This is a genomic window from Komarekiella delphini-convector SJRDD-AB1, from assembly GCF_014831675.1.
GTDB lineage: Bacteria > Cyanobacteriota > Cyanobacteriia > Cyanobacteriales > Nostocaceae > Komarekiella.
The window spans coordinates 38,595-53,892 of the sequence record NZ_VJXY01000024.1; the positions used below are offsets into that span (position 1 = coordinate 38,595).

A 15,298-nucleotide genomic window follows, 5' to 3' on the forward strand; every position below is an offset into this window, starting at 1 on the left:
CAAATCTAGGTGCAAACTGACAAAATATTCTATAGCATATTTCAAGCTTTCCCTAGCATATTTTTTGAAATAGTTGGTGACAAAACTGTCAATACCAACGCCTATGAATTTGTTTCTGTTGAGCTAAAAGACACTGCCTTTCGCATTGATGGAGTGTTCATTCCAAGAGATGAAACGACAAACCAACCGTTGTACTTTGTTGAAGTTCAGTTTCAACTAGACTTGACTTTTTATAGACGCTTGTTTGCTGAAATCTTTCTTTACCTGCGTCAAAACGAATCTGTTAATTTTTGGCGTGCTGTGGTTATCTATCCTCAAAGGAATTTAGATCCAGAAGACAAACTACCATATCGTTTGCTGCTAAACAGTCCGCAAGTACAGTGCATTTATTTAGATGAATTAGATACAGCAGAGAACTCACTTCAAGTGGCAATTGTTAAATTAATTATCGAAAGAGAAGAGACAGCTGTTGAGAGAGGTAGAGAATTGATTTTGCAGGCAAAGCAACAACTGGTAGATGAAACAACCAGGAAGCAAATTATAGAATTGATAGAAACCATCCTTTTATACAAATTCACCCGGCTAAGCCGAGAGGAGTTGGCTCAAATGTTAGGCATAGACGATGAATTCAAAAAGAGCAGAATGTATCAGTCAATCAAAGAAGACGGATTGGAGGAAGGTAGACAGCAAGGTAGACAGCAAGGTAGACAACAAGGTTTAGAAGAAGGTAAGCTCCAAGCTAAGTTAGAATCTATACCCCGGTTATTGGCACTGGGATTAAGTGTTGAACAAGTAGCAGTAGCTCTCGATTTGACCATAGAGCGAGTGCAGCAAGCAGTTGAAAATCAGTCTGGCTGATTCTCAACTGCTTATGTCTTGCGCTTTATCTTTTGGGAATACTGTGCAGTATATTGCTTAACCGAAGCGTCCACTGATATAGTCCTCAGCTTCTTTAGTTTGAGGAGAACTGAACATTTGGGCTGTAGGATTGAACTCGACTAATTTTCCGCGACGTTTGCTATGCTCATCAATTTCTGTATTAAAGAAAGCCGTAAAATCTGCAATTCTGGAAGCTTGTTGCATATTGTGAGTCACCATAATGATGGTGTATTGCTGCTTGAGTTCTAAGCAGAGTTCTTCTACTTGACGGCTAGAAATTGGGTCGAGAGCAGAACATGGTTCATCCATCAATAATACATCTGGCTTCATAGCGATCGCGCGGGCAATGCAAAGTCGTTGCTGTTGTCCACCAGATAATGCAGTACCCTTTTCTTTGAGTTTGTCCTTGACTTCATCCCAGATGGCGGCGCGTCTCAGGGAATCTTCTACCAATTCATCAACGTTACCTTTATAACCGTTAGCACGCGGCCCAAAGGAAATATTTTCGTATATTGACTTGGGGAAAGGATTCGGTCTTTGAAAAACCATTCCGACTTGGCGTCGTAATTTTACAGAATTGATCTTAGGGTCGTAAATATTGCGATCGCGGTAATTCAACCTACCCTCTACCTTAGCTCCAGGGATTAAATCATTCATGCGATTGAAGCAACGCAATAAAGTACTTTTACCACATCCTGAAGGCCCAATAAAAGCAATAATTTGTTTGTCAGGAATCTTCAAATAAACATCTATAAGTGCCAAAAATCCGCCATAGTATACTTTCACACCTTCAACATTAAATACGGCATTATCTTGGTCTATTGTGGCACTATCTCGTTGACTTCTACTGTTGCTATAAGTCATTTTGCGTATCTCCTAATAAACGAGAATGTATCCAATTATTTAGTCAGTTACCTAACGGATTGAAAAGCGTTGTCGGATATAAATTGCTACACCATTTAAAACTAAAATCAAGAGTAACAAAGCTATAATTGTGGCTGCTGCTGCATTAGCAAAACCTGGTTCAGGACGAGTGATGTAACTGTAAATTTGAATGGGTAATGCCATAAATCTCTGGAACAAACCAGGGTTAAACGTCAGAAAACCCACAGCACCTACAACAATTAGAGATGCTGCATCACCAATGGCACGGGATACAGAGATAATTACCCCTGTTAAAATACCAGGAACAGCATAGGGTATAACATGATTGCTGATAGTTCGCCATTTGGTGACGCCTAATCCGTAGGAAGCATTTCTTAAGGAATCTGGGACGGCACGAATTGCTTCTCTGGCCGTCACAATAATTACTGGTAAAGACAGTAAAGATAAAGTCAATGCTCCAGAAATTAAAGCGGGGCCAAACCCAAGCAAATAATTGAAAACTCCTAAACCTAGCAACCCGTAGACAATAGAAGGCACACCCGCCAAATTGCTGATATTAATCTCAATAATCGCTGTCCACCAAGCTTTAGGTGCATACTCTTCTAGATATAAAGCTGCTCCGACACCAATGGGTACAGTGACTAAAATAACAATAATTCCTAAAAGGATACTGCTGACAATAGCAGGACGGATGCCACCTTGGTCAGGAAAACGAGAAGGGGTTTCTGTTAAAAAGCCGGGTGTTAAAAATCTGGCTAGTCCATCTCGAAAAATATCAAAAAGTAGCAACGCTAGGACAAATAAACCAACTAGCAACCCCAACAAAAAAATTATTTCAAATACTTTTCCTAAACTTTCTCTTTGATCAACATTATCAGTAAATTCTGCCGCTAAATCCAAAGAATCATCTTGTTGATAACTTGTCGTCATGCCTATTACTCGTACTTTTCTTTAAAGCGATTAGCAATCCAGTAACTACCAATATTCAAAGCCAGGGTAATTAGAAATAAAAGAGCACCCACAGCATATAAAGTCTGGAAATTGAGACTACCACGCGGACTATCCCCACCAGAAATTTGCGCCATGTAAGCTGTCATTGTTTCTACTGATTCCGCAAAGTTAATAGTTAGTTTTGGCTGTTGACCTGCGGCGATAAGGACAGTCATAGTTTCACCCACAGCGCGAGAAATACCCAAAATAATCGAGGCTATAATTCCAGAAAGCGCTGCTGGGAGAACTACTTTAAAAATGCTTTCCAGCTTAGTGATACCTAAAGCGTAAGCTCCTTCTCGCAAAGAACGTGGAACTGCTCGAATAGCATCTAAGCTGATGGAACCCACAGTCGGAGTAATCATTACTCCCATCATTAACCCTGCACTTAAAGCGTTAAATATTTCCAGAGTGACAAAATTTCGTAACAATGGCGTGATAAACAGCAGCGCAAAGTAACCGTATACTACCGTGGGTATCCCTGCCAAAAGTTCCACTGCTGGACGTAAAATTGCTGCTACTTTGGGTTGAGCATACTCACTTAAATAAATTGCAGAACACAAACCCAAAGGAATAGCAACTACCATAGCAATAGCTGTAGTTAAAAAAGTGCCAGCTATCAAAGGCCAAACACCAAAATGTCTATCTGCAAATAGAGGTGTCCACTTAGTATCAAGAAAGAATTCAGCAAACGAAACTTCTTGGAAAAAACCGAATGCTTCCTGAAAGATAATTACAACAATACCAAAGGTAGTCAAAACCGAAACTAAAGCACAAGCAAATAAAATCACTGCAATAATCTTTTCTGAAATATCTTCAGATGCATTTTTATCTAATGACTGTCTAGATTGTAGATAAGGATTGTCTGAAAAATTTGTATTTTGCATAAACAATTAAGTTTTGGCTACATTGACACTATAAGGACTGGGACTTTATTTAAATAAAGTTGGTGATTGGCTCACCTGGTTTTGCTTTTTTAAATTTTGTACCCGTTTCACCAGTAGCCAATTTTTGTTTTACCTTGACATAAGCTTCATCAGGTAATGCTACATAACCCACGCTATCTACCCACTTCCAAGAATTTTCTAGATAAAAGTCTACAAATTCTTTGACTGCTGGCTTACTATCTAAAGATTTTTTACTGACATATATGAAGAGTGGACGAGACAAAGGTGTATAGATATTTTTAATTACATTATCTACCGGAACTGGTTTTTCACACTTGCCTTTGGGGCTTTCTACAGCAACTAGATTGAGTTTATCTTGGTTTTGAATGTAGTAAGATATCCCTACATAACCTAAAGCTGAGGCATCACCTGAAACCCCTTGTACCAGAAGGTTTTGATTGTGACTGGGACTGTAATCTGTACGACCATTCTTGGCTTTACCAGTAACAGCTTGAGTCATATAATCAAATGTTCCAGTATCAGAAGCCGGAGCATATAACTTCAGTGCTTGATTAGGGAATTTGGGATTCACTTGATTCCAAGTCAAAATTTTGCCATCTGATTTAGCGCCCCAAATCTTGCCCAATTCCTTAATAGTTAGACATTTTGCGAAGTTATTTTGACGGTTGGCAATCACGGCGATACCGTCTAAAGCTATAGGCAACTCGACAAATTCAATGTTCTTGCTTTTACATTTTTTGATTTCTTCATCTCTAATGGTACGAGAAGCACCAACAATATCAATATCGCCAGCACAAAACTTACTAATACCACCACCAGTACCACTTGAAGCAACGCTAACTTTAGCTTCAGGTTTAACCCTCCCATATTCTTCTGCGACTGCTAAAGAAACAGGAAAACCTACAGCCGCACCGTCAATACTCACCTGACTTTTCAATTCTTGTCCGCCGTTACAACCACTGATACTGCTGGCAATAAGCATTAAAGATGTGAGGAAAAAGCTATTCTTAAATCGACTATGAAAGCTCATAAATCATCAATTATGATAAAGTGATTGAGAATTTCTTATGCTTGGCTATACGCAAGTAGAGAATGCTGCATGACAAAAATAGATATCATGCTTTTTTAGCAGCTTGCACTTTGTCAAAAATTGCCCCATCTCCAAAAAACTTTTTTTGGATATTATCCCAGCCACCTAAGTCTTGAGATGTGAATAAAGTTTCTATTTTAGGGTATTTTGATACTACTTCTTGAGTAACTGTAGGGTTAACAGGACGATATTGTAATTTAGCAAATTCGCGTTGGGCTTCTGTTGAGTAAAGGAAATCAACGAATGCTTGTGCAACTTCTCTTGTACCGTGCTTATCAACGTTTTTATCAACTACTGTTACAGGGTTATCAATGGAAATATTAATTTTTGGTACGCTATATGGTAATTTTGGCCCATTCTTTTCTGCCAAAATTATTTCATTTTCGTAGTTAATTAAGACATCTCCTTGACCTTTTTGAAAAAATAAATCACTAGCCTCACGGGCATCTTTTATCAGCACAGAGGTGTTTTGATAAACTTTAGTGACATAATCTAATGCTGTCGCTTCGTCACCTCCTGTAAGAGTTACCGAACCCCAAAAAGCCAAGAATTCCCAGATAGCAATACCAGAAGTTTTCGGGTTAGCTGCAATCAATGTCACGCCGTCTTTTGCCAAATCTTCCCAAGTATTAATGCCTTTAGGATTACCTTCGCGAGTGACGATCGCAGCTACGGATCTGCTAACAATACCACTTCTCGGAGCTTTGATTTCCCAACCTGATTTAATCAAACCTGCTTGCTGAATTTTGTTGACATCTAAAGGAAGGGCCAAATGTACTATGTCTGCTTCTTGCGAGCCAGCAATTACAGCAGCCGTTTGAGCGCCAGAACCCCCATAACTCTGTTCAAACGTGACGTTTTGATTATGTTCTTGCTTCCACTTTTCGACAAATTTGGGAATTATCTGATCATGAGCTGCTTTGGTGACGGAGAAGGAGACAAGCTTAAGCTTGACGTCAGCCTTGTTCGCTGAAACACCTCCAGAGCAAGAGGCGATCGCTATACTTAAAACAGTGCCTATTAGCAATAGACTCACAAAGCCTTGCACACGGCGTTTCTTCAACCAAATTCTAATTATGCGTTGGTATAAAAGTTGCATTGTTTGTAGAAATTTGATGATATAAGCTTGCATTTCCCTAACTAAATAATTTTTTAAGGGTAAAAATTAGCACAGATGACAATAAAAGCTATCCCTTAACATTGAAAATGTATAGAGTTTTACTAAAATCAAGGAGAGCTTTATGTAATATTCTTTTACACTAAGCTCCTTGGGTTAGTAATATTTAATACTTAGATATCTCACCATTTCTCAGGTGGTGCTAGTCTCAACCAAAAAGTATTATTTTAGCTATCCGAAACACTTAGATAGATAATTTTTTATGCAGTATTATCTAAATAAACTTAACTCCAGTAATTTGATTGATTTACCGATGTTTGTGAAATAGAGTATTGCATATCTAGTTATGAGAAATCAAGCCTTTATCAGTTATGTTTAGGCTTTTTGATTTTTAACATCTGTAATTTTGAGTAATATAAAGTTTTATAAGCCTTGTAATATAAGCTTTTGGGCTTCTCTGCACCTATAAGCAAAAGTCAACAAAACTAAAAGAATAAATTTCTTAATAAAATACTTTTTGTTGTATTAAAGTGCGTAGACACATTCGTAGCGGCTTGTTGTGAACATTGCCCCTTTGTTCTTTGTCTATCTAAATGGAGAGCGATTATCACAAAACGCTCCCAAAGCCTGAGCAGCCACCGAAGTTCTGATGATCTGGAATACAGATCATTGTAGGGGCACAAACAATATATGTGCCCCTACGCGTGTAGTCTATTCAATTGAAAACGGCTGTAAATACTTAGGTTACATCTTGCCGTGCTGCATTACTTCTTGCAGATGGTGGCGAATCTCTTGTGCTTGCTCAATATCAGATTGGCGTAATTTTTGGAACAACTCTACACAAGGTTGGGAACCAACTTGCTGTGCATCTTGAATGTAAGTATCGTAAGCTTTAACTGCTTCAGCCTTGTTGTGCAACACGGTGATAAAATCGTACTCTAGGTTGCTAATGGGCTGTTGAGACTGTCCGTTACCTGTATTATTAGCCATTGGTAGATCCTCTTTTAAGATTTCCAATTAATTTTTACTCATCTTAAAAGGGTGATTCATCTCCCTAAAAGAGTATAGTTCAATACGCCAGAAGAATCTTGTAAAGGTGCGTTAAGTACTACTGTTAGATTAGCAATCGTCACCTGTTGATACATCAAGTCTGCTGAAGCAGTGCCAAATCAAAGCGTACAAGACGATTTTGGGTACAATTATCGCTTTTTCAAATGCAGAGAGACGCAGAGATTTTCTAAATTTAATTCGTGATGAAGTGCAATATTTTACTAACATTCATACACGAGGTTGATTCTCATCACGGTGACGTGAATAATGGAATTCTAGATCGTTTTGCAGTTCTCTACGGTCTTCATAGACAATCGGGCAAAACTTAGTATTAGCACTTATGCAATCCATATGTGGCGTCTTAGCACACACTACTAACAGCCCACCCAGAATCAACAATAAACCACAAATTGCTGCGGTCTGAACTGAAGAAATTTCCATCACTCCATGAACAACTACTTCCCGTAGTACAGAGACAATTGTGACTTCAACTGCTACACCAACAGAAATACTATGTTCTTGCAAGTAGACCATTAGTAATCGAAATAACTCAACTAAAATCAACACAAATAGTATTTTTGCGGTCACATGTTTATAATCTAGCGGCTGCGTTAGGGCGATAAGTATCCCCCACAACTGTATGAGCATGACGGCAAACAAACCCAAACACAGGACGATCACAATTAAGTCTTGGAAAGCCTCCATGTTGCGAACAATTGATTGCCGATCAAGCCAGCGATCGCAAAATAAAAATCGACTCTTGAGGCGCTTTTGCATGTAGATTTTATTCCAATCGGGACTAGTTCACACCACACCAGCGAGTCAACCCAATAATCTTATATTACGCAATGTTAAGCGATCGCGCCTCAGCGAGGTTGGTAATTTAAATTTTGTGCTTGTTGCAACAATTGTTCGGCATTTTTTGCCCACTGGGAATTACCTTGAGCGTTGTATAAATCTCTAGCAAATTGCAATACTTGGGCTGCATCCCCATATTGCTGTAACTGCATAAAAACTAACCCTGCACCGTGATAGGCATTGGGGTAGTTGGAGTTAGCTTCGGCTGATTTTCTAAAAGCTGCCAAAGCTTCTTGTAATTTGCCTTGGTTAAACCAAATTGAACCAAGATTGTAGTGAGCTTCTGAATATTTTGGATTAATTTTGACTGCCTGACGAAAGGCATCTTTTGCTTTGTCTAGTTTGCTTTGTTGAAGATAACACATGCCGATATGGTAGGCAGGCTCCGGGGCATTTTTGCTATATTCCATTGCCTTTTTAAAAGATGCGATCGCCCGATTGCAATCTCGTTGCTGCTCTCTTACCAACCCCAAGTTATAGTGAGCAAAACCCAATTTGGGATCAAGTTCTAATGCTCGCTGCAAGTAATCATTTGCTAACTGTAAATTATTCCCTTCTAACAATGCTCCACCTAAATTGGCAAAAGCTGGAGCAAATTTGGGATCAGCTTGCGTTGCCCGATAAAACGCATCAGCAGAGGGTTGTAATTGTCCCACTTGCCGCAGTGCTAGCCCTAAATTATAGTGGGCTGCTGCCAAATTTGGATCTAATTGAGTTGCTTGTTTAAAGGCAGCGATCGCATCTTGTACCTTTCCCGCCTGAATTGCCTGTAAGCCTTGCTTTAACCAGTCTGTGGCAGTTTGACCACCTGCTTGTGCAAGCAGAGGGAGAGCAGGGGAGGCAGGGGGAGCAGGGGAGGCAGAGGAAAAGAGGATGCTTTCTCCCAGCAAAATTAAACTCGCCACTGTTGCTATGCGATATTTAGAGAATGATGATCCCATTGATTTTTTGACTTGCAACACTTTTAATTAGTTTTACTTCACATAAAGTTTTGTTACAGATGAAGTCTCTTACAAAACTTTTTAATTTGGCATTAAATTTTGTGATACTTAACTTTTCTTAAGCTAAACCTTACAAGAGACTACAATTTTTTTAGCTTTTGATTAAAGGGAGGATAATAACAAATTAAAGAAGGGGTAATTTTGACTCCAGAGAACCATTTTTTATCCCTGAAATCAACAGAATCATGCGGTTAGAGTGACTTGCCGCAAGGGAGGTTTTATGAACGAAAAAGTAAAATCGGGTTCGCGGAATGTTGCAATTGTTGGGCCTTATTTAAGTGGAAAAACCACTTTACTAGAAAGCTTGTTATTTGTCACAGGGGCGATTACGCGCAAAGGCAATGTCAAGGATGGTAACACAGTCGGAGACAGTGCCGCCGAATCACGCGATCGCCAAATGAGTGTAGAAGTAAGTGCCGCTAGCACAGAGTATAACGACACTCGCTTTACCTTTATTGACTGTCCGGGAAGCGTGGAATTTGCCCAAGAAACATACAATGCTTTAATGGGAGTCGATGCAGCAATTGTAGTTTGTGAACCCATCCGCGAACGAGTCCTCACCTTAGCCCCTTTATTTAAATTCTTAGACGATTGGGAAATTCCCCACATCGTCTTTGTTAATAAAATGGATCGGGCAAATATTCACGTCTTAGAAACATTGCACGCTCTCAAAGCAGTATCCAGCCGTCCTTTAGTAGCGCACCAATATCCCATCATGAATGGGGAGCAGCTCACCGGCTTTATCGACATGGTGAGCGAACAGGCATATCAATATCATCCAGGCGCACCTGCTGACCCCATCCCCTTTCCCGAAAGTTTAAAAGAAGAAGAACATATAGCACGGGCAGAAATGCTTGAAGCCCTGGCAAATTTTGATGACCACTTACTAGAAGAACTTTTAGAAGACATTGAGCCACCCCAAGAGGAAATCCTCAAAGACTTGAAACTAGAATTAGGGGCAGATTTAGTAGTGCCCGTTTTCTTTGGTGTGGCAGAACAAGATTATGGTGTTAGACCTCTAATAGAAGCTTTGTTAAGAGAAGCTCCCGAACCAGAAACCACAGCAGAACGTCGCTTAAAAAACTTCACAAGCAAAACAACTTCTCCTTTAGCCCAGGTACTAAAAACTTACTATACTCCTCAAGGTGGCAAACTATCCCTGGTGCGTGTTTGGCAGGGAAAATTAACTGATGGTATTGTCCTCAATGGCATTCGCACTGGTGGAATTTATCGCCTCATGGGACAACAACAGCAATCAGTTAATGAAATTAGTGCTGGTGAAATTGTCGCATTGAGCCGTTTAGAGGGAATTAAGACAGGGGATACAATCTCTACAGATCAGCAGTTGGCTATAGAATTACCCAAAGCTGAAAAATTAGAACCCGTGTATGCTCTGGCTATTACACCTGAAAAGCGCAACGATGAAGTTAAACTGAGCAGTGCCATCACCAAGCTGTTGGAAGAAGACTGCTCACTTGCTTGGGAGCAACATGGCGATACTCACGAAGTGATCCTTTGGGGACAAGGCGAAATTCATCTGCAAGTCGCCTTAGATAGACTACGCCGCAAATATAACCTACCGATGACAACCCACTTGCCGCAAGTGCCTTACAAAGAAACTATCCGTAAAACGGTGGCTGCGGTTCATGGGCGCTACAAGCACCAAAGCGGTGGTCACGGACAGTTTGGTGATGTTTTTCTCGACATTAAGCCCTTACCCCGTGGTACAGGATTTAACTTCAATGAAACCATTGTGGGCGGTGTAGTTCCTAGACAGTATATTCCTGGGGTGGAAATGGGCGTGCGAGAGTTTCTGTCACATGGGCCTTTGGGTTTCCCAATAGTAGATGTAGCGGTAACTCTAACCAATGGTTCATATCACAGCGTCGATAGTTCTGAGCAAGCGTTTAAGCAAGCAGCTCGTCTAGCGATGCAAACGGGGATACCCCAAGCCCAACCTACCCTTCTAGAACCGATTTTGCGAATTGAGGTGACAACCCCTAGTGAATTTACCTCCAAAGTGTTGCAACTACTGAGCGGTAGACGCGGACAGATTTTGGGTTATGAGGGTAAAAACGATTGGCAAGGCTGGGATAATGTATCTGCATACTTGCCGCAAGCAGAGATGCAAAACTTTATTGTAGAGTTGCGATCGCTTACTCTTGGTGTTGGTTCTTTCCATTGGGAATACGATCATCTCCAGGAAGTACCGGAAAAACTTGCTGAACGTGTCCTTCACAATAACGGTAATGGCAACGGCAACGGCAATAAATAATTCTGGTATCTAGAGTATACCTTTTGCATAAGTCAAGATTTTTTAAATTTAAACACAGATAAATACAGATAAATATCCGTGTTTATCTGTGGTTATTTTTAATTTCATTCGGATTTTGCAAGAAGTCTAATCAACTGAATTTTTTCGTTAAAGACACCGCGATTTAGTATCGTTAATAGACCTTAATACCATTTAACTTTAAAAATGATACAAATACGTTGGTAGGGGCACGGTAATGCCCATACGTGTCAACTTAAGCTCAAACACTCAATTTCCCGTAGTTTCAGATCCCCCAACCCCCTTCAAAAGGGGGCATTCGATTCTAATTCCCCCCTTGGAAAGGGGGGTTAGGGGGGATCTCAAATCTAGGTGGTACATCGAAAAACTTTGAAATGCTTATCAGACTAAGCTTTCACGTTAAGTTAACACGTATGGGTAATGCCGTGCCCCTATGAGAAATCTATACGTATCAAGATTTTCGTGAATTGGTTAATTCAAAAGTATTATGCTAAGACTAGGGGATTATCAAAAGAGTAGATTGTTATTTATCCGAAGTATTAAGTTTATCTGTAAGAGTAGCGATCGCCTGTTGTTGCTGCTTGACAATCTTAGCTAACGATATCAACATTTCTCGCTGATCTTTGACTGTTTTTGTCAACACTGCGATCACATCTAGCAGGCGTACTGCTTGGTGATCAGACGATGCAAGTAGCGAGGGCACTTCTTCGGCAATGAATCCGGCGTGAGGAGTGCGATCATCCCCCTCAATCGTATAGTTAAACTTAACTGGATTGAGCGCTTTCAACATCTCTGTCGCTTCTTGACTAGATAGATTGGCAATATTTTCCTTTAAAGTTCGAGATGAAATCTGGACAAAATCATTGCTGGTGAACGTTCCACCCGTTACTTTTTTGACAAAAATATTTCCGTCAACGTAAGCGTTACCTTTCACATATAGCTTAGTTTGATTGACTGCTGCCTGGGGAATACTACTATCAAAAACAGGAGCAAATAAAGGATTTAATCCTCCCGTACCAATTCCAATTTGCCCATCGTTTCTCACATAAAACAAACTATCACGGTTTGATTTGGTAATATTCAACGCAATCTTATTAGCATCTGATGTACTTCTAACTTCTAATTTTGCTATAGGAGGAGTAGTATCAAATACACCAATTCCCACATCTCCCTCAACCAGAAGTCCATTATCCAGCGCCAAATTTACTAGAGCATTCCGATTCACATATTCTTTACCGATGACAGCACTGCCACAGATATTCAGTTTGATGTTATTTGTGTTTTGTAGAGGCGAGAAAGTAACGAGTTTATTTGCTCCATCTTGAATTGAAAGTCTTTGGTTAGGAAGATCAATAACTGGCGAATTCTCTGGTGGCTCTCCTATTGAATTTCTCAGGGTAAGTTTTTCTGCACTACTAAAATTACAGGTAATGTTGCCAGAAATTGTAGCACCGCCCTGATTGATGGTGATGCCGTTGTTAAAGCTAACAGCTTCGCTAAATTGGGGCGCAGTACCGCGAATTTGAAAGCTGCCAATTCGCAAAATTCCTGTACCAATATTCACATCACCAGTGGGAATTGAAATGCCATTTCTGGCGGTAATTCCTTGGTTGACAGTAATGCTGTCACCAAAAGTTATGGGCTTATTAAATTGCAATCCGTCGGTGGTAATTTGGAAAGTGCCAATAGTTAAAGTGCCTTCGTTGATTTGCACATTTCCTTTGACTGTCATTCCCCCATTTTGAACGGTGAGGCCATTGGCGATCGCAGCGTTGCCTTTTTCAACTTTCAGGTTGCCATTTTGAACAGTGACATCATTATTTATGATTGCACTACCCGTTTGAACCTTAATATTGCCATTTTTAACTGTGACATCATTGGCGATCGTTGCACTGCCTTGGGTAATTGTGAGTCCACCGCTAGCGATTGAGATATTATTGTCGAACCTGTAGCCTGCATTTGATCTGAAGTTGACGTGACTGTTATCCTGCGGTTGAATTTCTAGAAAACCAGGATTAATCGTACCAGTTGTAGTTTTGAGAATACCTTTAACTTCCAGGCTAGCTTGGGGCTGCTCGATACCGATGCCTACCTTGCCGTCAGTTTGGACGTTTAGTAAACTGGCTCCAGTAGAATTTCTGATATGCAGTAAGCTGGGAGTTTGGTCTTGGGGAATGCCTCTAATTTCCAGCTTTGCCGATGGGTTAAACGTTCCAATGCCAATATTACCCTGTGGGTTCAGGAAAAATTGCGGGGAAATGCCGATCGCACTACTCTCAAAGCGGATGATGGGTTGTTGATATTGGAACTCAACTAGCTGCTCAGTTAGGGGAGCATCAAATGGCGGATCAACTGTTAAGACACCGTTAATATCAACATCAGTTACCAGCTTGGTCTTACCGTTAACTGTTAGCGTGTAACCTTTGTAGATTAAAATCTGATTGGGGTTAGTATCTGCGATCGCAATCTTTGAGCGATCGCTTCCGACTGTCGAAATTTTTCCTTGGGCTATTTGAGTCGCATTTCCCCGGACGTGCAATCTCGCTTCTGGCTGAATTCCAATCCCAAAAGAACCATCAGTATAACCAGTGTTTTTGTCGAAACAGTTGATTAATGGCGGGAACTTAATACGGAGATCAGATTGAGTCCAATCATCATTTTCAATCGCCGGGACAAACTCGCCAGTATTTGCTTCAGTTTTCACCAGCGCTAGAATGGCGTAACGGTGTTCAATCCCTGTGGACTTTTGCGGGAGTGGTTCCCCTGGTTGGTCTTTTACTTTCGCTAGATCCCTTGGCCACTCAATTTGCTTCCCAGCCGCCCGCGCCGGTATCAGCCAGAAGTCGCCGTTGCGGAACTCATCGCCCAAACTGGTAGTATTAAAACGTACCTTAATTCCCTCCTCCAGAACCTTCCAATCGCTACTGGTAGAATCCTTGCCATCCCAGCGACGCACCTTTAACTTCTGCTGTTCTGCTTGTTTCAGCGTTGCTTTGGGAATCTCAGTACCCTGTACTTGGCTCTGGTCAAATAATAGTTGATTAGGCGGTTTTAGCTCCTTGAGCCGAACTAGAATACCAGGCTGATTGTGGAGTTCCTGGGCTTCGCTGATAATTTCAATCCAGGGTTTCTCTTGCGAAAATGGATCTGCAAACAGCTTGTACTCATCCTGACCTTTGAGCTTGATCACGTTGCCTTCAATAGACTTTACAGCACTAACAATGCTGCCGTTGTCGCGCGACCATTTGAAAGTCGCTTTTTCCAACGTGCCATCTGCATGAATTTCCACCCGGTAGAGGCGATTCTCATTACACAGATAGTTTCCCAAAGTATTGCTACTAGTGGGATCTAATGCCGTACTTGCAGTCATCCATACATCATGGTTGAGCAGTTTTTGCCATGCTGGCAGGTTTTCCAAGGTTGAAAGCGGCGGTTTTTGCTTCAAGAGGCCGGTTTCTTGATTCAGTTGGAGCTGCATCTGTGCCAATTTATGAATATCTTCGGTAACATCCAGCAACTTCACCTGAGCAATGGTTTTTAGGCGCGTAGTCGTATCAATCCCGTTCAGCGCCACCTCCCGCAGTTCTGGATCGTCAATTACCGTAACATGTCGTTGCCATAGATCTAGATAGACAAGATAGAGTAAGTTGGCAGATGGAGCGGGAGGATTGGTATATTCAGGTTGAGTTTTATAGGTGATAAGCCGACGTAGTTGCAGCGTTTCGCCGACATCTGTGGGTTTGGGTACTGGCTCTGCTAATTCCAGAGTTTGTTGCTTCAAGTCATCTTTTAAGATTTTGATGCGTTTCTTAAACTTCTGTCCCGTGATTTCCACCCACTGGTCTTTGGCCAATGTCAAACCGTCCACCATCACAAAGGGAACTTGGATAGTCTTCTCATCAAGCCACTTAACGCTAATCGGTGTGCCTAGGCGCAGTTCACACAATAGCCCACCCAAATAAAAGCGCCCTTCCCGAATAATTAAGTCGGTGTTGTCGGGAGTAGGGAGAAGTTGGAATCCGCCTTCGGTTTCGGAAGTACCGGCCGAAGCTCCAATCATGTCTCGCGCTTGAGTCTGGTTGAGATATCCCAGGATGCTCATTTGCTCATTCCAGTCGGCATCTAGTTGCAGCCGTCCCTGCTGCATCAGCACGCTGATGTAACGCTTTTCTGGTTGGAAGGTGAATCGAGTAAAGTCGCCCTTCATGAGCTGTCCCCTTGTGTGAA

At 41.2% G+C, this 15,298-nt stretch carries 11 protein-coding genes; 2 read left to right on the forward strand and 9 right to left on the reverse strand.

The window, feature by feature from the left end:
* The first annotated feature begins 9 nt into the window (after positions 1-9).
* Positions 10-858: an Rpn family recombination-promoting nuclease/putative transposase gene (locus FNW02_RS20895; RefSeq protein ID WP_191759424.1), complete on the forward strand. Its 849-nt coding sequence runs from the start codon at positions 10-12 to the stop codon at positions 856-858.
* 57 nt (positions 859-915) lie between these two features.
* On the opposite strand, the gene pstB is transcribed toward FNW02_RS20895, so the two are convergent.
* From pstB to FNW02_RS20935, 8 genes are all read right to left on the reverse strand, one after another.
* On the reverse strand, positions 916-1,743 hold the full coding sequence (pstB, locus tag FNW02_RS20900) for a phosphate ABC transporter ATP-binding protein PstB (protein WP_191759425.1): 828 nt from the start codon (positions 1,741-1,743) through the stop codon (positions 916-918).
* Between the two features lie 51 nt (positions 1,744-1,794).
* Positions 1,795-2,694 carry a phosphate ABC transporter permease PstA gene (pstA, locus tag FNW02_RS20905; RefSeq protein WP_191759426.1) on the reverse strand — a complete coding sequence of 300 codons (900 nt, stop codon included), beginning with the start codon at positions 2,692-2,694 and terminating at the stop codon, positions 1,795-1,797.
* A gap of 5 nt (positions 2,695-2,699) precedes the next feature.
* Positions 2,700-3,641, reverse strand: coding sequence for a phosphate ABC transporter permease subunit PstC (gene pstC, locus FNW02_RS20910; protein WP_191759427.1), 942 nt, complete (start codon positions 3,639-3,641; stop codon positions 2,700-2,702).
* 49 nt (positions 3,642-3,690) lie between these two features.
* A complete protein-coding gene (locus tag FNW02_RS20915; protein WP_191759428.1) occupies positions 3,691-4,692 on the reverse strand; it encodes a PstS family phosphate ABC transporter substrate-binding protein in 1,002 nt (333 codons plus the stop codon).
* 85 nt (positions 4,693-4,777) lie between these two features.
* Positions 4,778-5,851: a sulfate ABC transporter substrate-binding protein gene (locus FNW02_RS20920; protein ID WP_225225798.1), complete on the reverse strand. Its 1,074-nt coding sequence runs from the start codon at positions 5,849-5,851 to the stop codon at positions 4,778-4,780.
* Positions 5,852-6,613: 762 nt separating this feature from the next.
* Positions 6,614-6,859, reverse strand: coding sequence for a hypothetical protein (locus FNW02_RS20925; protein WP_191759430.1), 246 nt, complete (start codon positions 6,857-6,859; stop codon positions 6,614-6,616).
* Positions 6,860-7,147: 288 nt separating this feature from the next.
* Entirely contained in the window at positions 7,148-7,696 is a 549-nt protein-coding gene (locus FNW02_RS20930; RefSeq protein ID WP_191759431.1) for a phosphate-starvation-inducible PsiE family protein, read from the reverse strand.
* 89 nt (positions 7,697-7,785) lie between these two features.
* Complete coding sequence (locus FNW02_RS20935) at positions 7,786-8,718, reverse strand: tetratricopeptide repeat protein (protein ID WP_191759432.1); 933 nt, start codon at positions 8,716-8,718, stop codon at positions 7,786-7,788.
* Between the two features lie 280 nt (positions 8,719-8,998).
* Here FNW02_RS20935 and FNW02_RS20940 point away from each other — a divergent pair, with 280 nt between their 5' ends.
* Complete coding sequence (locus tag FNW02_RS20940) at positions 8,999-11,053, forward strand: elongation factor G (RefSeq protein ID WP_191759433.1); 2,055 nt, start codon at positions 8,999-9,001, stop codon at positions 11,051-11,053.
* A 541-nt stretch (positions 11,054-11,594) separates the two neighbouring features.
* On the opposite strand, the gene FNW02_RS20945 is transcribed toward FNW02_RS20940, so the two are convergent.
* A complete protein-coding gene (locus FNW02_RS20945) occupies positions 11,595-15,278 on the reverse strand; it encodes a DUF6519 domain-containing protein (RefSeq protein WP_191759434.1) in 3,684 nt (1,227 codons plus the stop codon).
* Positions 15,279-15,298 lie beyond the last annotated feature (20 nt).